Annotated in this window: 18 protein-coding genes; 10 read left to right on the forward strand and 8 right to left on the reverse strand. The window is 71.7% G+C overall.

Annotated features, from left to right (window positions below):
* The first annotated feature begins 260 nt into the window (after positions 1-260).
* On the forward strand, positions 261-1,469 hold the full coding sequence (locus tag AB0C46_RS07685) for a lactonase family protein (RefSeq protein WP_362826532.1): 1,209 nt from the start codon (positions 261-263) through the stop codon (positions 1,467-1,469).
* Positions 1,470-1,567: 98 nt separating this feature from the next.
* The gene (locus AB0C46_RS07690; RefSeq protein WP_362826534.1) at positions 1,568-2,977 is read left to right on the forward strand and encodes an amino acid permease; all 1,410 of its coding nucleotides are present in this window, start codon (positions 1,568-1,570) and stop codon (positions 2,975-2,977) included.
* Between the two features lie 25 nt (positions 2,978-3,002).
* Here the strand turns inward: AB0C46_RS07690 and AB0C46_RS07695 are convergent, their stop codons facing one another.
* Positions 3,003-4,271 carry an aminotransferase class I/II-fold pyridoxal phosphate-dependent enzyme gene (locus AB0C46_RS07695; RefSeq protein WP_362826536.1) on the reverse strand — a complete coding sequence of 423 codons (1,269 nt, stop codon included), beginning with the start codon at positions 4,269-4,271 and terminating at the stop codon, positions 3,003-3,005.
* Between the two features lie 304 nt (positions 4,272-4,575).
* On the opposite strand from AB0C46_RS07695, the gene AB0C46_RS07700 reads away from it, so the two are divergent.
* Entirely contained in the window at positions 4,576-5,994 is a 1,419-nt protein-coding gene (locus AB0C46_RS07700; protein ID WP_362826538.1) for a hypothetical protein, read from the forward strand.
* Between the two features lie 144 nt (positions 5,995-6,138).
* Here AB0C46_RS07700 and AB0C46_RS07705 read toward each other — a convergent pair whose 3' ends face one another.
* Entirely contained in the window at positions 6,139-6,912 is a 774-nt protein-coding gene (locus AB0C46_RS07705) for a PaaX family transcriptional regulator C-terminal domain-containing protein (protein ID WP_362826540.1), read from the reverse strand.
* Between the two features lie 82 nt (positions 6,913-6,994).
* Between AB0C46_RS07705 and AB0C46_RS07710 the strand changes: the two genes are divergently transcribed.
* The 4 genes from AB0C46_RS07710 (at position 6,995) to AB0C46_RS07725 (ending at position 11,655) form a co-directional block, all read left to right on the forward strand.
* The gene (locus AB0C46_RS07710) at positions 6,995-8,659 is read left to right on the forward strand and encodes an acyl-CoA dehydrogenase family protein (protein WP_362826541.1); all 1,665 of its coding nucleotides are present in this window, start codon (positions 6,995-6,997) and stop codon (positions 8,657-8,659) included.
* Positions 8,659-9,510, forward strand: a complete 852-nt coding sequence (locus AB0C46_RS07715) for a crotonase/enoyl-CoA hydratase family protein (protein ID WP_362826543.1) — start codon at positions 8,659-8,661, stop codon at positions 9,508-9,510. The genes AB0C46_RS07710 and AB0C46_RS07715 overlap by 1 nt, the downstream gene beginning before the upstream one ends.
* Before the next feature lie 153 nt (positions 9,511-9,663).
* The gene (locus AB0C46_RS07720) at positions 9,664-10,173 is read left to right on the forward strand and encodes a DUF1990 domain-containing protein (RefSeq protein ID WP_362826545.1); all 510 of its coding nucleotides are present in this window, start codon (positions 9,664-9,666) and stop codon (positions 10,171-10,173) included.
* A gap of 258 nt (positions 10,174-10,431) precedes the next feature.
* Positions 10,432-11,655 (forward strand): metallophosphoesterase, encoded by a 1,224-nt coding sequence (locus AB0C46_RS07725; protein ID WP_362826546.1) that lies wholly within the window; start codon positions 10,432-10,434, stop codon positions 11,653-11,655.
* 110 nt (positions 11,656-11,765) lie between these two features.
* On the opposite strand, the gene AB0C46_RS07730 is transcribed toward AB0C46_RS07725, so the two are convergent.
* Positions 11,766-13,220 carry a glycoside hydrolase family 30 beta sandwich domain-containing protein gene (locus AB0C46_RS07730; RefSeq protein ID WP_362826548.1) on the reverse strand — a complete coding sequence of 485 codons (1,455 nt, stop codon included), beginning with the start codon at positions 13,218-13,220 and terminating at the stop codon, positions 11,766-11,768.
* 192 nt (positions 13,221-13,412) lie between these two features.
* Here AB0C46_RS07730 and AB0C46_RS07735 point away from each other — a divergent pair, with 192 nt between their 5' ends.
* Positions 13,413-14,270: an SMI1/KNR4 family protein gene (locus AB0C46_RS07735; RefSeq protein ID WP_362826550.1), complete on the forward strand. Its 858-nt coding sequence runs from the start codon at positions 13,413-13,415 to the stop codon at positions 14,268-14,270.
* An 86-nt stretch (positions 14,271-14,356) separates the two neighbouring features.
* Here AB0C46_RS07735 and AB0C46_RS07740 read toward each other — a convergent pair whose 3' ends face one another.
* From AB0C46_RS07740 to AB0C46_RS07755, 4 genes are all read right to left on the reverse strand, one after another.
* Complete coding sequence (locus tag AB0C46_RS07740; RefSeq protein ID WP_362826998.1) at positions 14,357-16,018, reverse strand: ATP-binding SpoIIE family protein phosphatase; 1,662 nt, start codon at positions 16,016-16,018, stop codon at positions 14,357-14,359.
* 447 nt (positions 16,019-16,465) lie between these two features.
* Positions 16,466-17,167 carry a class I SAM-dependent methyltransferase gene (locus AB0C46_RS07745; RefSeq protein ID WP_362826551.1) on the reverse strand — a complete coding sequence of 234 codons (702 nt, stop codon included), beginning with the start codon at positions 17,165-17,167 and terminating at the stop codon, positions 16,466-16,468.
* Positions 17,168-17,545: 378 nt separating this feature from the next.
* Entirely contained in the window at positions 17,546-18,499 is a 954-nt protein-coding gene (locus AB0C46_RS07750) for an NAD(P)-dependent alcohol dehydrogenase (protein ID WP_362826552.1), read from the reverse strand.
* A gap of 414 nt (positions 18,500-18,913) precedes the next feature.
* A complete protein-coding gene (locus AB0C46_RS07755) occupies positions 18,914-19,822 on the reverse strand; it encodes an NADP-dependent oxidoreductase (protein ID WP_362826554.1) in 909 nt (302 codons plus the stop codon).
* Positions 19,823-19,961: 139 nt separating this feature from the next.
* Here AB0C46_RS07755 and AB0C46_RS07760 point away from each other — a divergent pair, with 139 nt between their 5' ends.
* Positions 19,962-20,567: a TetR/AcrR family transcriptional regulator gene (locus AB0C46_RS07760; RefSeq protein WP_362826556.1), complete on the forward strand. Its 606-nt coding sequence runs from the start codon at positions 19,962-19,964 to the stop codon at positions 20,565-20,567.
* A 309-nt stretch (positions 20,568-20,876) separates the two neighbouring features.
* Positions 20,877-22,127: an erythromycin esterase family protein gene (locus tag AB0C46_RS07765; protein WP_362826557.1), complete on the forward strand. Its 1,251-nt coding sequence runs from the start codon at positions 20,877-20,879 to the stop codon at positions 22,125-22,127.
* 159 nt (positions 22,128-22,286) lie between these two features.
* On the opposite strand, the gene AB0C46_RS07770 is transcribed toward AB0C46_RS07765, so the two are convergent.
* The gene (locus AB0C46_RS07770) at positions 22,287-22,718 is read right to left on the reverse strand and encodes a DUF2000 domain-containing protein (protein WP_362826558.1); all 432 of its coding nucleotides are present in this window, start codon (positions 22,716-22,718) and stop codon (positions 22,287-22,289) included.
* Positions 22,719-22,978 lie beyond the last annotated feature (260 nt).

Raw genomic sequence — 22,978 nt, forward strand, 5'->3', positions numbered from 1 at the left:
ACCAAACCTACGAGTGGTGCAGGGTGCAGCGAATCCGTCCGCGTATGGGTTGTGCTGTACGACTCGAGTGCTACGGAGGAGGTTCATGGTCATCATGGGGATGTAGGGGCACGTCAGGGGCCTCCCTCCGATGGGGGACCGCGCGCGCTCCGTGCACCGCGCTCCGCGGGATGCTCTGCTTGCCGGAGCCGGGCAGGACGGGACACCCTGCTGACAACCACCCGAGCACGGACCACCTACCGCGAGCACCGAGGTGTGGCATGCGAGCAGAAGGCACGGGAAAGCAGACCGGGAACGGCGCGGGCCGCCGGCGGTTCCTCGGCACCGTCGCGGGCCTGGGACTGGCCGCGGCGGCCGGGACGGGACTGCGGTCGGCGCAGGACACCGAGCCCGCAGAGGACACCCGCCGCCCGGGGCCCCGTCCGCCCCGCATCCGGCCGCTCTTCCTGGGGACCTACACCTCGGTCGCGGGCGGCGGCACCGGCGTCGGCTACGGGACGTACGACTCCGTCACCGGGCGGATCACCGCCGGCGGGGTGGTGACCGGCGTCGCCGATCCCTCGTACCTCGCCCTGGCGCCCTCCGGCCGGACGCTCTACGCGGTCGATGAGCAGGAGCAGGGCGGGGTGACCGCGATGGCGCTGCGGCCGGACGGCCGGCCGGCGGTGCTGGGCACCCGGTCCACCGGCGGCGCGGGCCCCTGCCATCTGTCGGTGCATCCCGGCGGGCGCTGGCTGCTCAGCGCCAACTACCTCTCCGGCAGCGTCGCCGTGCATCCGGTCGACCCGGCCACCGGCGCCCTGGGCGAGCGCACGGATCTGGTCACCCACTCCAGCCCGCCGCCCGGCCCCGGGCAGGACGGGCCGCACGCCCACCAGATCCTCACCGCCCCGGACGGCCGCCATGTGCTGGCGGTGGACCTCGGCAACGACACCGTCTACACCTACCGGCTGGACGCCCCGGCCGGGAAACTCACCCAGGTGTCGTATGCGGCGCTGCGGCCCGGGGCCGGTCCCCGGCATCTGACCTTTCATCCCTCGGGCGGCTTCGCGTACCTCGCGAACGAGGTCGACAACACGGTCGTGGTCTGCCGCTACGACCGCCGGAGCGGACGGCTCACACCCGGCGCGCCGCAGTCCACGGGTACCGGTCCGGGCACCAGCTATCCCGCACAGATCCTGGTCACCCGGGGCGGCGGTTTCGCCTATCTCGCCAATCGCGGGCACAACAGCCTGACCCGCTATGCCGTGGAGGCGGGCGGGGCCCGGCTGCGGCTGCTGGACACCGTGCCCGTGGGCGGGGACTTTCCCCGGCAGATCGCCTTCTCGCCGGATCAGCGGTGGCTGTTCGCGGCGAACCAGAAGTCGGGTTCGGTGACGGTGTTCGCGGTGGACGCCCGGACCGGGGCGCTGGAGCGCGCGGGTGCGCCGTTCACCGCTCCGGTGCCGGTGTGTGTCCTGCCGCGGTGAGCGCCGCGCACGGGCCGCTCCGGCCCCCGCCGCACCCTCCCGTGTGCTGAAACACTGCGGCAACAGCGCCGAAGGACTGGCCCACTAGCGTCGGCCCCATGAGCACGGGAACGGTACGGGACGACAGCACCACACGGGACGGGGCGCCGGCCGCGCCGGGCGGGCTGCAGCAGGGGCTCAGGCGCCGCCATATGCAGTTGATCGCGCTGGGCGGGGTCATCGGGGCCGGGCTGTTCGTCGGCAGCGGGGTGGTCATACGGTCCACCGGTCCGGCCGCTGTGCTGTCGTTCCTGGCGGCCGGCGTGCTCACCGTACTGATCATGCGGATGCTGGCCGAGATGACCGTCGCCCGCCCGGCGCTGGGGTCGTTCTACGCCCATGTCCGCGAGACGCTGGGGCTGCGGGCGGGGTTCACGGTCGGCTGGCTGTACTGGTACTTCTTTGTGATCGTGGTCGCCGTCGAGGCGGTGGCCGGCGGCCGGATCGTCCAACTGTGGCTTCCGGGCGTGCCGTTGTGGGCGGTGAGCCTGGTGCTGATGACCTTGCTGACCGCGACCAATATGGTCTCGGCCCGCTCCTACGGCGAGTTCGAGTACTGGTTCTCGTCGGTCAAGGTCCTGGCGATCGTGGTGTTTCTCTTTCTCGGCGCGCTGTTCGTGCTGGGGCTGTGGCCGGACGCCCCCGGCGGGCTGGGCAATCTGACCGGGCACGGCGGGTTCGCGCCCGAGGGCGTCGGCGCGGTGCTGGCCGCCGTCGTGCCCTGCATCGGGTTCTTCACCGGCGCGGAGATCGTGACGATCGCGGCCGCCGAGTCGGTCGAGCCGGAGCGGGCGGTGGCGGACGCGATCCGCTCGATCGTGCTGCGGGTGGTCGCGTTCTATGTGCTGTCGGTCTTCCTGGTGGTCACGGTGGTGCCCTGGACGTCGAAGGCGATCGAGGTGAGTCCGTACGCGGCGGTGCTGGACCGGCTCGCGGTGCCCGCGGCCGGCACGGTCATGAACGCGCTGGTGCTGATCGCCGTGCTGTCCTGCCTGAACTCCGCGCTCTACACGTCCTCCCGGATGCTGTTCGCGCTCACCCGCAACGGGGACGCGCCGCGCGGTTTCACCAAGGTCAGCGCGAGCGGGGTGCCGCGCCGGGCGCTGCTGGCCGGGACCTCGGCCGGCTATCTGTCGGTGATCGCGGCCTGGATCTCCCCCGATGTCGTCTTCCGCTTCCTCATCAACTCCTACGGCGCGGTCGCCCTGTTCGTCTATCTGGCGATCGCCCTCGCCCAGGTGCGGATGCGGCGGAAGCTGGAGCGTACGGAGCCGGAGCGGCTGACGCTGAAGATGTGGCTGTTCCCGTGGCTGAGCAGGCTGACCATTGCGCTGATGGCGGCGGTGATCGGGGCGATGGCGTACCTGCCGGACAGCCGGTCGCAGTTCTGGCTGAGTCTGCTGACGGTGGCCGTGGTACTGGCCGGCTACGAGCTGCGGCGGCGGAAGGGGCCGGCCGACGCGTCCTGAGCCGCGCCGGCCGACCGGAAGGGCTCTAGCCGGCCTGCTGCTCGTAGCCCACGAGCCGGACGCAGACGGCGAGGCCCTCGATGGCCTGCTCCAGCTCCGCGAGGCCCGGGTAGCTGGGCGCAATCCGGATGGTGGCGTCGCGCGGGTCGTCGCCGTACGGGTGGGTGGCGCCGGCCGGGGTCAGCACGATGCCCGCCTCGGCGGCCCGGCGTACGACCTCCTTGGCGCAGCCGTCCGGCACGTCGAGGGTGACGAAGTAACCGCCCTTGGGGTCGGTCCACCGGGCGAGTCCGGTGCCGCCGAGCTCGGCCTCCAGGATCCGGGCCACCGCCTCGAACTTCGGCTGGAGCAGGGCACGCTGGCGCGCCATGTGGGTCCGCACCCCGTCGGCGTCCCGCAGGAACAGCACGTGCCGCAGCTGGTTGACCTTGTCCGGGCCGATCGACCGCTTGGAGTTGTTGGCCAGCAGCCACTTCACATTCGCGGGCGACGAGCCGAAGAAGGCGACGCCCGCGCCCGCCGCGGTGATCTTCGAGGTGGAGCCGAACACGAAGGCCCGGTCCGGGTTCCCGGCGTCCGCGCAGGCGGCGAGCAGATCGGCGATCTCGGTGGGCTCGTCGGTGAGGTGGTGGGCGGCGTACGCGTTGTCCCAGAAGATCCGGAAATCGGGTGCGGCGGTGCTCATCGCGGCCAGTCGCGCCACGGTCTCGTCGCTGTAGCAGACCCCGTCCGGGTTGCTGTACTTCGGGACGCACCAGATGCCCTTGACGGCCGGGTCCTCGGCGACCAGCCGCTCCACGACCGCCATGTCCGGCCCCTCGGCCGTCATCGGGACCGGAATCATCTCGATCCCGAACCGCTCACAGAGCGCGAAGTGCCGGTCGTAGCCCGGTATCGGGCACAGGAACGCGATCCGCTCCTGCTCCACCCACCGCGACTCGGCCCCCGGCAGCACGCTCAGCAGGGCGTGCACCAGGCAGTCGTGCATCAGCTCAAGGCTGGAGTTGCCCGCCGCGAGGAGCTGCCCGACCGGCACCTGGAGCACCTCGGCGAATATCTCCCGAAGCTCCAGCAGCCCCTGCAGACCACCGTAGTTGCGCACATCCGTGCCGTCGGCGGCGGTGTGCCGCCCGGCCGGCAGGCTCAGCAGATCCTCGGAGAGGTCGAGCTGCTCGGGCGCCGGCTTGCCCCGGGTGAGATTCAGCGAGAGGCCGCGCCCCGCGAGATCCTGATAGTCCTTGCGGGCCCGCTCAAGGAGCCCACTCAGGGCGTCGGCGCTCAGCTCGGTGGTCATGGTGTTTCCTCTCAGGCCGGTGGCGCCGCGGGGTCGGCACCCAGGGCTTCGGTACTGCCTGCCGAGGATACAAACCGGCGCCCGGCCGCCCCGGTCAGGCCCGGATGGATCTTGCTCGGGCCCGAAATGCCCCGACTTGCCACCTCGCCACCGCCCCTTTCATGGCAATACACCCGCTATGGTGAGGAATGAGTGTCTTGTGAAGTACGCCCCGGCGGCCGCGAGCCACCGGCCAAGATCCACCGGACGCGGTCCGCCCGGACGGCCAGGAACCCCGCGTGGGCACCGCGTCGTCCTCCTGAGCATGATCGACACTCCTGCCGCTCGGACACAGCGGCTCATCGAGACCTGGGGGCACGTCTCGGCGGCCTCGGATCGCGCCGAAGCGGACCTGCTCGTACAGGACTGCGCCCGCCGCCTGCTCGCCGACCCCAGCGGCGAGCAGGCGCATCTGTGGACCTTCGGACTGGTGCGGATGGCGGGATACCTCGCCTGGCAGCCGGGACAGGAAGCCGCCCGAAGCGCTCTGACGGCTCTGCTCGCCGTCGACCGGGCGCTGGGGGACCCGCCCTGCGCCCACCCCTCCCACCCGTACAAGGACACGCTGAAGGGGCTCGTGGCGGACGAGGTGTGGCTGGCCGGGCCCGACCTGACGAGCCTGGCCGGCCAGGCATCCGAGGACGACGCCTGGCGGTGCCCGGCCAACGTGGCCGGCTTTGCGCGGCTCACCGCCGACGTCCTCGCCCCGTTCACGGTGAGCGGCATACCCGGGTTGATTCCCGACGCCCATACGAGCAGCCTGGGTAGCCTGTCCTCGGTCCTCAACGACCACCCCTACGGCGACCCCGGCGAGGAGCTGTCCTTCCAGGCCGGCGCCCTCCCCCGCCATCCGACGAAGGGCGTGCTCGCCGGCCACGTCGTCACCCTGCACGCGAGCCAGTGGTACGCGGCGTCCGGCCGGATCACCGAGCGGCACGTGCTGGACGACATGATCGCGGGCCTGGAGGCGGTGCTGCCCCTGCTCGCCGACGCTTCCTGCGCGCGGACCACCGCCGAGCACCCCGATCTGTCCGGCGACCCGAGCGCCAACGCCATGACCGGCTACTACCTGCGCAGTCCCGGCGGACGGGCCGAGCTCAGGTCGTGGCACACGGACGCGCCTCCGGAGCGGTGGCTGTGCCACGACTTCCTGCGCGATCTCGCCGACGAGGCGCTGAGCAATCTGCGCTACGCGCGGGACTCGCTCTTCGGCACCCGGGACGACCACCTCCTGGACGACGAGTACACCCACCCCGACGGGCGGCTCGACATCGGCACGCTCACGCACTGCTTCGACGAGGCGGAGTACGACAAGTCATGGCAGGCCGAAAACGCCGTGCGCTGGGCCGCCCGCCGGTACACGGCCACGGGGGACGGCAACCCGCGGGAGCGTCTGGTGCTGCTGCTCCTCGTCCTGTGGTGCGCGGAGGCGGTCGAACTGGCTCCTGACGTGGGCGAGGAGATCCGGGACGTACTCGTCGGCGTCCGGACGGTCCCGTTCGGCACGGCGTGTGCGCACGGCGATGCCCATCCTCCCGAATACCCGGACTTCCAGGCCCACCTCAACCACCTCTACGCACCGGGTGAGTTCGATGCCCCGGCGGACGTCCGGGGTGCCGATGCGTGGGGCTGCCCCCGGTATCTGGCCGGGCTGGCCGAGGAGGCGCTCGCGGCCCTGGCATGACCATGGGACACGGCAAACGCGCGGAGGTCTGCCAGCACGGAGGCACCGTCACGCTCGCAGCGGTTTGACGGGAAACGCGCGGAGGTCTGCCACCACGCAGCCACCGTCACGCTCGCAGCGGTTTGCCCGGCCCGGCCCCTACTCCTAGCCGGCCAGGTACTGCCGTAGCAGATCGCGCAGCTCGGTTTCGAACTCGGCGTAGGTACGGCGGAGTTGTTCGCCCGGCCACTTCTCCGGCAGGAGCTCGGCGGGCAGCAGCGGGTCGGCGAGGAGATGGCGGAGTGCGGCCGCCGCGACCGTGAAGCGGTCGGCGTGGGTGCCGGCGCGGTCCAGTGCGGCCGACAGGGCGCGGGCCCGTCCGGCCCAGCCGGTCAGGTCCCACAGCCGGCCGGCGAGCGTGGCCGGGTCGCCGTCCGGGGTGCCGCTGAACCAGGTGCACTGGTCGGTGACGACGGCGGGGCGGGGCCGGTCGAGGTTGGCGGGGCGCAGCCAGCTGCCCTCGCGGAGCTCGGCCAGCCGCAGCGTCGCCATGGCCTGGCGCAGCGCGGTGCGCTCGGCCGCCGGGCGGCCTTCCGCGGTGGTGACGACGGCGATCTCCCAGTCCCCGTTCCAGGGGCGGGTCCGCGGTGAGCGGCTCTCGTCCTGCCGGGTCTGGCGCGCCAGCAGCCGGGCGGTGAGGGCGTACGCGCCCTCGGCCTGCCGCAGGTCACCGGCGGCCACCATCCGGGAGAGCGCGACCCGGACGGTGCCCTCGGCGATACCGAAGAGCTCGCCGACCCGCACCAGGGCACGCGCGGGCAGCCGCGGCGGGTGATGCCCGAGGAGGGTGCTCAGCACGATGGAGCGGGCGGTGAGCGGCCGTAGCGCGAGCGCGGCGGCCCCGGTGTCGTCGATCGTGCGGGTGTGGTCGTCGTTCATATGTGCCCGAGATTCTAGCGAGGGCGGCCCGGACGGCATTACAGCCTTCCCACGACTGTCGGTGTTCTGTAACGTCAACGGTATGACCGTCACCCATGAAGTCGTGAATCAGGCCCCGCCGCTGACCGGGTTCAGCACGGCGGACGAGCCGGCCCTGCTGGAGGCGCTGCGCCGGGACGGCGCCGAGTGGGGCGTGCGGGAAGTGGCCGAGCTCGGCGCGCTGGCCGGTTCCGCGGCGGTGCAGGAGCAGGCCCGCTGGGCGGAGGAGCAGCCGCCTCGGCTGCACACCCACGACCGGTTCGGCCACCGCATCGACGAGGTCGCCTTCCATCCGGCCTGGCATCAGCTGATGACCGTCGCGGTGGAGCACGGGCTGCACGGCGCGCCCTGGACCGACGGCCGCTCCGGGGCGCATCTGGTGCGCGCCGCGAAGTTCTATGTCTGGTCGCAGGCCGAGGCGGGACACGGCTGTCCGGTCTCGATGACCTACGCCGCCGTGCCCGCGCTGCGCGCCGCTCCCGATCTCGCCGCGCAGTACGAGCCGCTGCTCGCCGCCCGCAGCTACGACTTCGGGCTGCGGGCGCCGCTGACCAAGTCGGGTCTGATCGCCGGTATGTCGATGACGGAGAAGCAGGGCGGCTCCGACGTACGGGCCAACACCACCCGCGCGGTGCCGGCCGGCGACGGCACATACCGCCTCACCGGCCACAAGTGGTTCACTTCGGCGCCGATGAGCGATGTGTTTCTGGCGCTGGCGCAGACCGCGGAGGGGCTCGGCTGCTTCCTGGTGCCGCGGGTGCTGCCGGACGGCACGCTCAACGGGATGCGGCTGGTGCGGCTCAAGGACAAGCTCGGCAACCGCTCCAACGCGTCCTCCGAGATCGAATACGACGAGGCGGTGGCCTGGCCGGTCGGCGAGCCGGGCCGTGGGGTGCGGACCATCGTCGAGATGGTGAACATGACGCGGCTGGACTGTGTGCTGGGGTCGGCGGCCGGGATGCGGGCCGGGCTGCGGCAGGCGCTGCACCACACCGCGCACCGCCGGGCGTTCGGGCGGGAGCTGGACCGCCAGCCGCTGATGCGTTCGGTGCTCGCCGATCTGGCGGTCGAGTCGGAGGCGGCGACCCTGCTGGGGATGCGGCTGGCGGCGGCGGTGGACCGCTCGCAGGCCGGGGACACCGGGGAGGCGGCGCTGCGCCGGCTGGCGCTGGCGGCCGGCAAGTACTGGGTGTGCAAGCGGGGCAGCACCCATGCGGCGGAGGCACTGGAGTGTCTGGGCGGCAACGGCTACGTCGAGGATTCCGGCATGCCGCGGATCTACCGGGAGGCGCCGCTGCTGTCCATCTGGGAGGGCTCGGGGAATGTCGCCGCGCTCGACGTACTGCGGGCGCTGGGCAAGGAGCCGGCCGCGCTGGACGCGTTCTTCGCCGAGGTGGAGACCGCGGCGGGCGCCGACCGGCGGCTGGACGCGGCGGTGGCCGGGGTCCGCAAGATGCTCGGCGGGCTCACCGATCCGGAGCAGGCGCAGCTGAGGGCGCGGTCGCTGGCGGAGCGGATGGCGCTGGTGCTGCAGGGTTCGCTGCTGGTGCGGTACAGCCACCCGGCGGTCGCCGATGCGTTCTGCGCCTCGCGGCTCGACGGGGAGTGGGGCAATGCCTTCGGCACCCTGCCGGCCGGCGCCGATCTGACCTCGATCCTGGAGCGGGCCCGGCCGGATGCGGCGGGCATGGCCGGGAACGCGTCCTGATGTCCGTACGGGTGGAGCGCGCCGGGCCGGTGACGACGGTGGTGCTGTCCCGGCCCGCTTCCCGCAATGCCGTGGACGGGGCGACGGCCCGTCAACTCGCCGATGCTTTCCGGGAGTTCGACGCCGATGAGGAGGCCCGGGTCGCGGTGTTGTGGGGCGAGGGCGGGACGTTCTGCTCCGGTGCCGATCTGAAGGCGATCGGCACCGGGCGCGGTAATCGTGTGGCCCCGGACGGGGACGGGCCGATGGGGCCGACCCGGATGCGGCTCGGCAAGCCGGTGATCGCGGCGGTCTCGGGGCATGCGGTGGCCGGCGGTCTGGAGCTGGCGCTCTGGTGCGATCTCCGGGTGGCGGAGGAGGACGCGGTGTTCGGGGTGTTCTGCCGGCGCTGGGGCGTGCCGCTGATCGACGGCGGTACGGTGCGGCTGCCGCGGCTGATCGGTGCGAGCCGGGCGATGGACCTGGTGCTGACGGGGCGTCCGGTCCCGGCCGCCGAGGCGCTGGACATCGGTCTCGTCCACCGTGTGGTGCCGGCCGGGACGGCACGCGCGGAGGCGGAGCTGCTGGCGGCGGAGATCGCCCGTTTCCCGCAGGCGTGTCTGCGCAGCGACCGGGCCTCCCTGCTGGACCAGGAGGGCCGGGACGAGGAGTCGGCGATGGCCGCGGAACTCCGTTACGGGCAGTCGGTGCTGCCCGAGGCGACGGCGGGTGCGGCGCGGTTCACCGCGGGGGCGGGGCGGCACGGTGCGCCGGACGGGAGCCGGGAACCGGGAGCCATGGCCCCCACGGAGCCGCTCCGTCCCGGGTCCGCTCCGGATTCCTCCCGCTCCGGCCCTGGTCACGGCGGCTGACATCAGCTGACATCGGCTGACGGCGACCGACGTCGGCGGGCCACAGCCGCCGGACCCGCCACCCCACCGATGGCCGACGTCGTTGAACGCCTGCGGCCCGCCGCGTACCGTCGCTCTGCCCCGCCGTCGCCGCCCGTCCCCGAGGAGCACAGCATGCGCGAGCTGAACTACCCCGAGGAGGGCGGCACTCGGCGCACCCCGCTGCCGCCCGGCTACCGCCACCTCCACGAGGAGCTGCCGCTCGGGCACGGCCGCGCAGTGCTGACCGCGGCGGGCGAGGCGATCACCACCTTCCGGATGCATCGCGCGGCCGGCACCGGTATCCGCTCCGACGCCCCACGGGCCGCGCCGGGCGTGCACGTCGAGGTCTCCCTGGGGTTCGGCCCGCTGCGGCTGCGGGCGCCGTGCACCGTGGTGTGGACGGTGGCCGAGGAGCACCGCATCGGGTTCGGATACGGGGCCCGGAAGGGGCATCCCCAGTGCGGCGAGGAGGCGTTCGTCGCGGAGCTGCGCGCGGACGGCTCGGTCTGGTTCACGGTGACCGCCTTCAGCCGGCCCGCCCGGACGATCACCCGTCTCGCCGGCCCGCTGGTCCCCGTCTTCCAGCGCCAGTACGTCCGCCATCTCGGCCGGACCCTGCGCCGCCTCGCGAACCGTCCGTGAATCGCGAACCGTCCGTGAATTCCGCGCGACAGGAACCGGACATCACCGCCCGCCATGCCACTCGTCCGGCCGGACGTCTGCGGGAGCATCTCACCCTGCCTTCCAGCCCCCTGACGCGGGGATCGCTCACCCCCTGATGGCCCCCCGGATACGCGTGGTTACCGACGCGTAGCAAAGGGGCTTCCGATCGCCATACGTCCACCTCCGCTTCATCATTTCGTCACCATCACCTCTGGCGACCGTGAAAGAAAACCAGACATGTGTGATGACGAACTGATCCCGCCGCAGGCGGACATGACCGAGCGGGAGTGGCTGCGGGCCGGGTCGGAGACGACGGCCGGGGGGCCGTCGATGCGGACGACGGGGCGCGTTCCGCAGTGGGTGAACCGGCGGACCCTGCTGGGCGGCGCGATGGCCGGCGCGGCGCTCGCGGTACTGCCTTCGCCGGGCCAGTCGCCCGCGTCCGCCGCGCCCCGCCTCGGGGGCCCGGAAGCCTTCCCGTTCCCCGAACACCCCAATGGGAAGGGCGAGTTCGCCATCCTGGTCACCGGTGACGCGGGGACGGGGGACGAGGCGCAGTACGCGGTGGCGGCCGCCGCACGGGACCTCTGCCGGACCGAGGGGATAGGTCTTGCGGTGGGGCTCGGCGACAACATTTACGAGAACGGGCCGGAATCCGACGACGACTCGGAGTTCCAGGACAAGTTCGAGAAGCCGAACAGCGGTATCGATGTGCCGTGGCTGATGGTGCTGGGCAATCACGACTGTTCCGGGCTGATCCCCGGCAGCGGCGGCGACCCGTCCCGCGGTGACCGCGAGGTCGCCTATGCCGCCACGTCACGGCGCTGGTACATGCCGAGCCGCTACTACAGCGTGCCGCTGCCGGCCGCCGACCCGCTGGTGGAGTTCTTCGCCATCGACACCATTCCCTGGTCGTCGTATGTGGCCCAGCTCGACCCGCACTACCGCTGGGACGGGCCGTACATGCGCGAGCAGCGGAGCTGGCTGGACGGTGCGCTGCGCGCCTCGCGGGCCCGCTGGAAAGTGGTGATCGGCCATCACCCGTACCTCAACAACGGCAAGCACGGCAGCGCCGGTTCCTATGACGGTTTCGAGATCGGGAACTACACCAGCGGTGTCCACCTCAAGGACATGTACGAGAACGTGGTCTGCGGACGGGCCGATCTGATCCTGTCCGGTCACGACCACACGCTGCAGATCCTGGAACCGACCGCCCGTACGGGCGGCACCCGCCAGGTGGTGTGCGGTGCGTCGGCCAAGACGGAGGACGGCACGGCGCACTTCGGGCACCCGGCGGCCTGGCAGAACTTCTCCGACCACGGGTTCATGGTGCTGAAGGTGTCCGGCGCGCGGCTGACCATCGATGCGTACACCGTCGATGTGGCGACCCGGAAGGCCACTCTGGCCCACCGGACCCGCCAGACCCGTCCGGTGGCGGCACCGGCGGGGACGCCCGCCTGAGGCCGGCAGCCGTCCCGGGGCCGCACTCCCCCGGGACGGCTCCTCTCGTACGCGAGGGGACAGGAGGCCGGCGGGGGCTCCCCCAGGAGGGGCACGAGGAGCTCTCGGGCCTACCAGGTGAAGGTGGCCGCGGCACCGGCCGGCAGATCGTATGTGACGTGCTGGCCGCCCCAGTTGATACGTGCCCGCCGGGTGCGTCCGGTGTCGTTGTACATGATCAGGGCCTTGGAACCGTCCGGGTTGCGCCATGCGACGTTGGGGAGGGCGGCCGAGGCGGTGGAGCCGATGCGGCGGGCACCGGGCCGCACGAACTTGGTGAGATGGCCCATCGTGTAGTACTCGACGGTGTAGTCGACCGCGCCGTGCCGTCCGTCGCCGCGGTGCACGGTGACCAGTCCGGTGCAGGAGCCGCAACCGCCGTGGTGCGGGCCGCCGTTCTGGTCCACGGCGAGGGACCACTTGACCCAGCTGCGGCCCCAATTGCGGGTGTAGTCGATGAGGTTGTGCATGTCTTCCCGCTGCTGGTTGCCGACCCACGGGCCACCGGAGTGCTCGGTGTCGTACGCGGCCAGCCCCGGGTACCGGTGGTGCACCCTGGTCTGCCGGGTGACCTCACCGCTGTAGCCGTGCCAGGAGATGCCGCCGAAGTTGGGGTGGCGGCGGATGGCGGGGTCGTCGACGGTGGGCGCGGCGAAGTCGCGGTAGGTGTCCCAGTTCCAGTCATGCGCCAGGACCTTGGTGGACAGCCCTGCACTGCGCAGGGCGGGGAGCAGGTCGTGCTTGGTGAAGTAGGCGAGTCCGGAGCCGTTCCACTGCATGGACGGATAGCCCGAGCAGCAGGTGGGCTCGTTCTGGACGGAGACAAGGTCGACCGGCACCCCGCGGTCCCGGTACGCCTGGAGGTACTTCACGAAGTACCGGGCGTAGACGCCGTAGTACCTCGCCCGGAGCCGCCCCTGGTCGAGCTTCCTGTTGTCCTTCATCCAGGCAGGCGCGCTCCAGGGCGAGGCCATCACCGTGACGGCCGGGTTGAGCCGGCGGGCCCAGGCGGTCAGCGGAAGCACCCCGGCGAGATCGTGCGCGACGGAGAAGTGCTTCAGGTCCGGGTCGGTCCGTCCGGCGGGCAGGTCGTCGTAGGTGTAGCCGAAGCGGGCGAGGTCGGAGGCGCCCATGGGGTTCCGGACGAAGCTGAGGCCGATGCCGTCGGCGGGGTCGAAGAGCTTCCTCATCATGGCGGCGCGGGCACTGTCACTGACCGCGCCGCTGCTGTTCATCAGCCATGCGGCGGTATCAGTGAAGGAGGCGCCACCGCCCGCGAACCGCTGGTAGGTCTTCGCCTCGTCGACGGCGATACCGCCCGCGCCGCCCGGCGCGAAGGTGAGCGGGGCCTGCTTCGCCAGCCCCTGCACGACCTGCCGGCCCCCGGGGCCGGAGGTGGTGGTGAGGTAGACCTGCACCTGCTGCGGGACACCGGCCGGCGGGCCGGCCGCCCACAGCGCCACGAGGACGGCCACCACCGCCCCGGACACACCGGTCAGAACCCGCCGGACGCTGCTGGATCTCATGTGGGGTGTCTTCCTCCGGCGAAGGCAGTCGTGCTGCCTCAAGGGTAGTGCGCGACAAGGGAGTTGACGGGGGCAAGTGTCGGAGCGAGCGTCGGGGCAGATGTCGGGGGCGGATGCCGGGCAGGAGGCAGGCGACGCAGTGGGAAGGCAGGCGCGGCTGCGTGCCCCGGCCGCCGGTTCTAAAGTGTGCCCATGACCGACTCAGCTGGCCTGCTTGCCCGCATCATGGAACGGGTACCGCCGCCCGTTGAAGCGGTGAACGGATCAGGCAACTGGACTGCTGCCGAGCGGATGCTGGGCACCCCGCTGCCGGACGACTTCAAGCAGGTCGTGGAGACGTACGGACGCGGCGACTTCTGGGACGCGCTGTGCCTGTGCACACCCTTCGGTGACGACAACCCCGTCCGGCTCACGGCGGACCTCCTGGAGGACTTCGGTCCGTTGCGGGATAGCTGGCCCGAGCGGTATCCCTACCCGCTTTTCCCGGAACCGGGCGGGCTGCTTGCCTGGGCAGTGACCGACATCGGAACGCATGTGTGCTGGCTGACCGTTGGTCCGCCCGACTCATGGCCGGTGGTCATCTGGTCACGCGACGACGAGTACGAACGTTTCGACTGCGGGGTCGCCGCATTTCTCGACGGGTGGCTCAGCAGCCGCATCACCTCTGAACTCCTGCACCCCGAGCCGGACCTCGCCCCCTGGTTCGATGCGGCGGTCGAGCGCGACCACCTCTACCTCCGGCTGGACGGCGGGACTCTCCCCTACACCGAACGGCTGCGGATCCTGCGCGATGCGCTCGGCCCCACCGCGGACCGCGGCTCGTACGAACACGACGGCAAGCGCCAGGACCACTTCGTCGTCACCGAGGCCGACTGGCACCTGACCTATGAGACGTCCTACGGGCACCAGCTCCGCGTCGCCTTCCCGCCTGCCGACAGCGCACAGGCCCGCCACGCCGTCCTCACCGCCATCGACCGCATGGGATGCGTCGTCCAGTCCATCGACACCGTCCACGGCACCTCGTCCTGGGCCCTCTGCGACCGCGAGTAGGCCCGCGTGAGCGTGAGCTGCTGGAACGCAGACACTCGCCCGGGGTTGTCGGCCGTGGCTATCGTCTGCTGAGGCCGGACGGGGAACTACAGCGCGTCCGGCCCCTGCTGGCGGTATTCCTCGGGCATCTGCTGCTCGAACCAGACGACCTTGCCGGTGCTCAGCATCGTCGCTCCCCAGCGCTGGGCGAGCTGGTCGACCAGGAACAGGCCACGTCCCCCCTCGTCACCGGCCTGAGCGCGCCGCATCCGGGGCAGCTGCGGCGAATCGTCGCCCACCTCGCACCGGAGCACCTCGGTGCGCAGCAGTCGCAAGGCGATCGGCCGGGAGGCGTAGCGCACCGCGTTCGTCACCACCTCGCTGACCATGAGTTCGGTCGCATCGAGCATCGAGCCCAGGCCCCAGCGGTGCAGCGCCCTGCGGGTCAGCTGCCGCGCCCGGCCGGCCGTTTGCGGCTGAGGGCTGAGGAACCAGTACGCGACATTGCGCGGCGGAAAACCGTCGAACCGGGCGGCTATCAGCGCAACGTCGTCACCCCGGGCGTCCAGATCCCGGAGGGTCAGCACCGCGTCGCAGAGTATGTCCAGCGGCGGGGAGGCGAGCGTGGCGGCAGCAGCTTCGAGGCGGGCGCGCAGCAGCTCCACTCCGGTCCAGACATCCATGTTCCGCGTCTCGACCAGGCCGTCGGTATACAGGAGCAGTGTCGCTCCGGTGGGCGCGGGCATTTCCACGGTTTCGAAGGGAATGCCGCCCACTCCGATCGGCGCGCCGGGCGGGACCGGAAGTACCTCTGCCGAGCCGTCCGCGTGCAGCAGTACCGGGGGCGGATGGCCCGCGTCGGCCACCTGCAGTCGCTGCGATATCGGGTCGTAGATGGCGTAGAGGCAGGTCGCCATGTGCTCGCTGCCGAGACGCTGGGCCTGCTCGTCGAGGTGATACAGGACCTCTTCCGGCGGCAGGTCGAGCCTGGCGAGGGTCTGCACGGTGGTGCGCAGCTGTCCCATGATGGCGGCGGAGGTGATGGAGTGCCCCATCACGTCGCCGACGACCAGCGCGACGCGGTTGCCGGGCAGCGGGATCGCGTCGTACCAGTCCCCGCCCACCTGGGTGGTCCCGGCAGCCGGCAGGTACCGGCTCGCCAGCCGGACGCCCGTGGTCTCGGGGAGCGACGCCGGCAGCATCGTGAGCTGGAGCGCGTCCGCGACCGAGGCTTCATGCCCGTACCGCATCGTCTCGTCGATGCCGAACGCGGCGTGCGTGGCGAGCTGGGAGGCGACGAGCAGGTCGTCGCTCGTGAAGGCGAGCCGGTCGGGCCCGCGCACCAGGGCAACGGTTCCCATGAGGTGACGGCGGCCGTACAGCGGGGCGATGATCAGCCGTCGGCCCGGTGCCGGTGTCGTCGGCAGGCTCGCCGCCGGCTCCAGCAGCTCGGCCACCGCGGGCGCGATCTCCGGGGCGTCACCGAGCACGGGCTGCCGGGCCAGCAGAAGCTCGACGAACCGGCCGGTGACCGTCAGTTGCCTCGGCTCGGCGGCCCCCGGAGGCGCCGCGGTGGCTGAATCCTCCGGCCCCTCGGCGAGGCTGTGCAGTCGCAGGACAAGAGGCTCGGCCGCTTGCCCTTCGCCGGTCGACAGCGGGTGACGCAGATGGACGAGAATCGCGTCGGCGAACGCGGGAATCGCTGCCTGGCGCAGTTCTCGCAGCGTTTCGTCCGGGTCGACGCCGCGGGCGATCCGCCGCGTCGCGATGTCGAGGAACCGAAGCCGATCGTTCTGCGCCCCGGGGGCACGCTCGGACTGGTCGCGGGCCGCCTCCGCGGGACGCGCGACGGTCGGTACGGGGCAGGTGGTGCCCCAGCCCGGGAGGGGCAGGCTCTCCTGCGGTTCATCGGACACGTCGTCGCGACGGCAGCCTCCGGGAGTCGGCGGCCGGGACGGCGGTGTCCGTGGTGGTGCGTCGTCCGGCTGCGGGGGCGGCGGGGGCCGCTCCTGGTCGAGCGGTGGGTGCTGCGGCCGCGTCGGCCGGGGCGGCGCGTTGGCGTGTGCGTCCGCGGGGGCGGCCGTCGCTGTCAGGTCCTGGGGAGCGTGGCGCCCCCCGGCCCCGGCACGGAACCTGCCGGGGCCTTGGTCGGGGGTGCGGGGATCCATCACTCGTCTCGCCCGTCCGCTGGGTGCCGGGGGCCTCGCGGGGCGGCCTCAGCCGCGTCGCGTGCAGTTGAGAAACAGCTGTTCCTCGGGCGGCACGTCCGAGATCTCCGGGGCGTAGGTGTACGAGAATTCCTCGACGACCTCGAAGTCCGCCTCCTCGATGACCTTGCGCAAGTCCTCCCGCAGGTAGCCGGACACCCGGATGGCGTTGCCGAGAAACGGGATCTTGAAGTAGTCCACGTCGGCCTCCACCATCGAGAGGCTGAACAGGCCACCGGGAACCAGCAGGTCATGGACCGTCCGCAGCGCGCCGGGGATCTCGGCGCGCGGCAGCATCAGCAGGGAGAAAAAGGCCACGACCGCATCGAAACGCCCCAGGTCGTGGGGGCCGTCGGGCCCCAGGTCGGCGATGTCCAGCCGGTGGAACGTGGCACCGGGCACATACTCCCGGGCGAGCTCCACCATCCCGCGGGACAGGTCGACGCCGACCACCTCGAACCCCGCCTCCACCATCTGCCGGGCGGTCGGGAGGCCGGTTCCACAGCCCAGGTCCAGCACAGGGGATCCGGCGGGCAGCGACCTGATCACCCACTCGGCGGCGGCGAGCTGCCCCTTCTTGTAGGGGAACGCCTCGTCATAGCGGTCGCCGATCGCGTCGAACGCCTCGGCCTGTTCCACGCGGTCAACCCTTATGCCCTCGGGGCCGGTCTCGTCGCTCGCGTAATCGGCCTCGATGAATCCTCTGCTCACGAATTGCACCTCTTTACGTGCAGTTATTCGATTGTATCTACTGTGTGCACCTTTATGTGCGCCTTTGCCTGGCCCTTCATCTGCCACATCTGCCACATCTGCCACGGACGCGGAGGAATCCGTCCGCGGTGGGACGAGCCGACCAGCGCCACGGCCACCGAGGCCAGGCCGACGGCGACGGGCCAGGTCAGGCCGACGGCAACGGCGACGGCGACGGAGAGGCCAGGCCGACGGCGACGTGCCGGACAGCCCACCGCCGGTGGGGCTGCCTGCCGTCCCGGGCCGCCGTCCCCCTCATCCCCGGCTTGCCGCGCGCGCAGGACTTCTGCCGAGGCACTGCCGACGAGCCATAGCCCGTTACAGAGCCTGCTCCGCTACCTACTCCCCGGACACCGTCACCACCTGCTTGCCCACCACACCGCCGCGCTCGAAGGCCTGATGCGCCGCGGCGATGTCCGCCAGCGGATACACGCTGTCGATGACGGGCCACAGTCCACCAGAGGTCACGTGATCGGCCAGGGCACGCAGCAGGACGGTGTCGGGGTTGGCGCTCAAGGTGCGGATGCGGCGGGCGCCGTGCACGCTCGACGCGGCGATCGCGGCCATGGAGGAGGCCGACAGCGCGATGGTGGCCATCCTGCCTGCGCGGGTCAGGCGGCGCCGGTAGCCATTCAGTTCCGTGCCGACGGTGTCCAGGATGACATCGAAGGGCCCGATCTGATCCGGCGTTGTGGTGCCGTAGTCGAAGACCTCGTCAGCTCCCAGCTCACGCAGCGCCCCGGCATGGCCGCCGCGGGACAGCGCGGTGACGTGCCCGCCCATCGCGTGGGCGAGTTGCACGGCGGCCGTCCCGACTCCGCCGGCTGCGCCACGCACCAGGAGGCGTTCACCGCTCGTGAGCTGCAACGTGTCCCGCAGCGCGATCAGCGCTGTCGTTCCGGCGACGACCAGGGAGGCTGCCTCCACCGGCGAGATGCCTGCCGGTGCGGGCCCGATGCGGTCCGCGGGGACCACGACATATTCGGCAGCTGCACCGGCGGTGAGCCGCTTGAGCGGTTTCACCGAGCCCCACACCCGGTCTCCCACCTGGTACTGCTGGACGTCGGGGCCGGTTGCGGCGACGACACCGGCGAAGTCCAGTCCCACACCTATCGGGAACCGGCCTCCGGTCACGATGCGCAGGCCCCCTGCGCGAACGATCGTGTCGAGTCCGTTCACGCTCGACGCCTCGACCGACACCAGGACCTCACCCGCACCGGGGTCGGGGCGGTCAACGTCATTGACCTGCAGGACATCTGGTGCGCCGAAGCCGGTGATCTGAGCGGCCTTCATGTCATTTCCTCTCGGTGGTTTGCTGTCAGGCGGTAGCGGTCGTGGGTTGCCTCAGGCGACTGCTTCCAGCAGCGCCTGTGGGTGTGGAACGCGCCCGGAAGGAGGCCCTTGTCCCGATCGAGTGCGCACGCCTCGGGCCGCCCGCCGGATGGCATGTGGCCGGCCCGGTGTGCGGGACTCCGGGCACGCAGCGCGGGTGCGGAGCCCCGGGGCAGCGGGGTTCGACCGGGCGGCGGGCGCCTGTGGGGGGCGTGGGGACTGGGGGACGGCGTGGGGGCCGTGATGGGCGTGGGGCGGCGTGGTGACCGTGACGGCCCTGGCGACCGCGGTGGCCCTGGCGACCGTGACGGCACTGGCGGCCGCGGTGGCCCTGGCGGCCGCCTCGCCGCCGACGCCTCACCCGATGGGCTCGGGTCAGGGCAGGAGGACGACCTTGCCCTGGTTGCGGCGGGCTTCGAGGTCGGTGTGGGCCTGGGCGGCCTCGGCGAGCGGGTAGGCGCGCCACACCGGAACGTCGAGCTGGCCGGCGGCGATCAGGCCGGCCAGCTGCGGCAGAGCTTCGGGGAAGCGGTCGGCCGGGTCCATGCCGGTGAACCGCACGCCGTGCCGGGCGAAGGACGGGTCGGCGATGGTGACGACCTTGCCCGCATCGCCGACGAGGGCTACGGAGTCGGCGAGTACACCCGCACCTGAGGTGTCGAACACGGAGTCCACACCGTCCGGGGCGGCGGCCTTGACCCGCTCCGCCCAGCCCTCGCCGTACAGCACGGCGTGAGCACCGATGCCGTTGACGCGCTCGATGTCCTGCTCGGCGGCAGTGCCGAGCACGGTGATGCCGCGGGCGGCGGCCACCTGCACGGCGATACCGCCCACGCTGCCGCCGGCGCCGTGGACGAGCAGCGTCTGCCCCGGCTGCACACCGAGGTGCTCGATCGCCCGGCAGGCGGCCTCGCCGACCGTGACCATCGCGGCCGCGGTCTCGAACGACACCTCCGCGGGCTTGGCGACGGGCCGGTCGAGCAAGGCGTACTGGCTGTAGCCGCCGGCCGTGGCGACGCCGAAGACCTCGTCGCCCAGCGAGGCGGTGGCGCCGTCGCCGGCCTTGTCGACGACACCGGCCACGTCCCAGCCCGGGACCATCGGGAAGGCGACCGGGAAGACGCCCTGCATCAACCCGGCGCGAATCCGCAGGTCGATGGGGTTGACGGCGGTCGCCCGCACGCGGATGCGGACCTGGCCCGGGCCCGGTTCGGGGGTGGCGACCTGGGACAGGGCGAGGACCTCGGGCCCGCCGTACTCGGAGAAGGTGATTGCAGTGGACATCGAGCACTTCCTGGGGAGAGAGAACCGCACACACCACGAATCATCCAGTGCGTGTGATTTCTTTGTATCACACGCACTGGATGATTCAAGTGGTGGCCAAAATCACACGAACCGTATGATTCATGGGTAGGATGGGTCCATGCAGCAGCCCCTCCATCGCCGCCGGCCGACTCCGAGCAACCCACGCGTCCAGCGCACCCGCAATCGCGTCCTGACCGTCGCACGTGAACTGCTGCCCCAGGTCGGACCGACCGGGCTGACGTACGCACTGCTGGCCGAGCGCGCCGAGGTCACCCGCCAGACCCTCTACCGCCACTGGCCCAACCGGGCCGCGCTGCTCTTCGACCTGATCCTGGAAGGCCCCGACCTCGGCAACTACCCCAAGCCGGGCGGCGATGTACGCACCGTCGCCACCGACTGGCTCAAGAGCCTGCGCGACGGCATCAGCGAACCGGCCATCCGCACCGCAGTACTGGCCGTCACCGCCCAAGCCGACCACGACCCCGACAGCGCCCAGGCCCTGGAGCGCATCGGCCAGGACCGCCGGGCGGCCCTGAACAAACTGCTGGAACCCTCAGGCGTCCAGATCGACGCCCCCGAGTACACCCTGCTCTACGGGCCGGTCCTCGCCCGGCTCTTCCTCGACCGCAGCCATGTGACCGACGAGTTCATCGACACCGTTGTCGCTCAGTGGCTCACCACGCTCGAAAGCCTGCGGCGGCCGGGAGCTCCGAACGCTTCCTGAGGGCGGGCGCCCTCTGCGGTCAGCCGGCCGGCCACGGCCTCCAGGAGGGAGGACGGCGCGGCCTCCGTGAGCGGGGTGACCGTGGTGGGAGTCACGCCCGCGCGATGCACACGTCCTCGAAGTCCTTCAGGGACACCCGGACTTCGAGACACCCGGACTTCGTGCAAGAACTCCAGGACATCCTCGCCGCGTGCCGCGTGCCGTGTGCCGGGAGCAGGAGCAGGAGCAGGAGCAGACACACGATCAAGTGCGGGAGCACGGGCGCGCCGAGGCGCCGCCCGGCCGCACCCAAGAAGGAGACGCACCACAGTGCCCGACGACATCGCTCGCTGGCTGACCGAGCACGCCAGACCGCTCGGCACGCTGACACCGGGCGCTCCCCCTCAGGACCTCGAACCGCTCAGCGACGCCCTGCGGGATGTGCGGATCGTCGGTCTGGGCGAATCCCCCCATGGCACCCGGGAGTTCTTCCGGCTGAAGCACCGGATCGTGGAGTTCCTGGTGCGCGAGGCGGGCTTCACCACCTTCGCCCTGGAGGCCAGCGCTTCCGCCGCCCGCGCCCTCGACGCGTACGTACGGCACGGCACCGGGGACCCCGCGCGCCTCATCACCCGCCTGGGGTTCTGGACCTGGCGCACTGAGGAGATGCTCGACCTCGTCGAGTGGCTGCGCGCCCACAACCGCGGCCTCCCCGAAGGCCGGCGGGTGCGCTTCGTCGGCACGGATCCCCAGCGCTGCGCCGACTCGGTCGAAGCGGTCGCCGCCTTCCTGCGCCAAGTGGCGCCCGAGCAGGCGGAGAACGTGCGAGAACTGGAGGTGCTGGCGCAGGCCCGCCCCGCTTCTCAGCCCGACCCGGAACAGGCCCTCCTGCGCCGCGCCGAGGCACTCGCCGGCTTCCTGGAGGACCACCGGGAGGAGTTCGCCCGGCACACCACGGTGGATACCGCGGACGAGGCCCTGGAACATGCGCGCATCCTCACCCGCGCCGCCGATCTGGTGACCCGCTCCCCCGGCCTGCGCTCCGGCGAGAGCAGCGTGTTCGCCGCCCGTGACCGCTACATGGCCGACGCCGTGGCGCGGCTGGTCGACGACAACCCCCAGGCGCGCGTCATCGTCTGGGCCCACAACGGACACATCGCGAAGGGCACGTACGGCGACGGCGTGCCCGCGCTCGGCAGCAGACTCCGGGAGCGCTACGGCGACGGCTACTACGCGCTGGCCCTGCTCTTCGGCAAGGGCTCCTTCCTCGCCCGCCGCGGCGCCGACCTGCAGGGCCCGCCGCGCCGGCACCGGATCGGCACGGGAATCCGGTCCGTCGAAGCACGGCTCGCGGGCGCCGTCCCCGGCGACTACTACGCCGACCTGCGCGCCGCCGGCCCGCCATCAGAATCCGCGCAGTGGCTGCGCGCCCCGCACCTGCAGCGCAGCTTCGGTGCCCACGTGCCACGGTTCGTCTACCGCTTCCACGTGGCGCCGCTCGTGCCGGCCGAGGACTACGACGGCATCGCCTTCGTCGCCCGCTCCACCTGCTCCCGCCTCCTGCCGCCCGCCAAGACCTGAGCACCACGGACCGGTGGACGCGCTTGTGGAGGTGTCGCGTATGCGGCTGACGGACCGGTCCGGCGGCTGACTACCGGCTGTCGCAGAACACGGTGGTCCACCGCGGATCGACCCGGCCCAGCCAGGCCATGTGGTCGAACACCAGGCCGTCGGTGGTGCTCAGGGGTGCATGCGGGCGCCCTTGAGCACCTTGTCGACCGCGTTGCGCGGCCCGTACACGGCGAGACCCACCAGATCCAACTGGTCCTTCGGCACCGCCCGCACCGCCGCGCGGTTGTCCTGGTCGTTGCCGGTGGCGAAGAGGTCGGAGGTGAACACCGACCGGGGAAGCGAGCGGGACAAGGCGCGGCCGTGCGCGGCGGTCAGTGTCTCCTTCGTCCCTTCGAGGACCAGGACGGGCTGGCGGAACATGGGCAGATACGGGGTGCCGTCGGCGTCGGCGTACGGTTCGCCGATGACTTCGGGGAGCGTTGAGCCAAGACCGCTGACCAGGAACGCGGTCACATTCAGCCGCTGCCAGGGCGCCAGATCCTCGCGCAGCAGAACGGCGATCTTGGTGTCGAATCGTACGGAGGTGTTGTCGGTCGTCATGCGCTGAGACTGCCAACCGCCCCGTCACGCCTTCTTGTACGTTCCTGGCGTGGTGGCACGTCACCTGAGCTGAACCGGCGCCTGGAAGCCCTGGCCACGGGTACGGACGGTGTCCCCACCGCCGTGGTCATCCGGCGGCACCGGACATGCGGGGCCTGCGACCCACGCCTAGGGTGTTCGCATGGCCGCGTTCCGGTGGATATCGGCCCCGGTCAACGGCCCGCGACCGAGGGCGCGAGGTGTGCTCGGCGTGGCGTCGC

This window comes from Streptomyces sp. NPDC048637, from assembly GCF_040650675.1.
Lineage (GTDB): Bacteria > Actinomycetota > Actinomycetes > Streptomycetales > Streptomycetaceae > Streptomyces.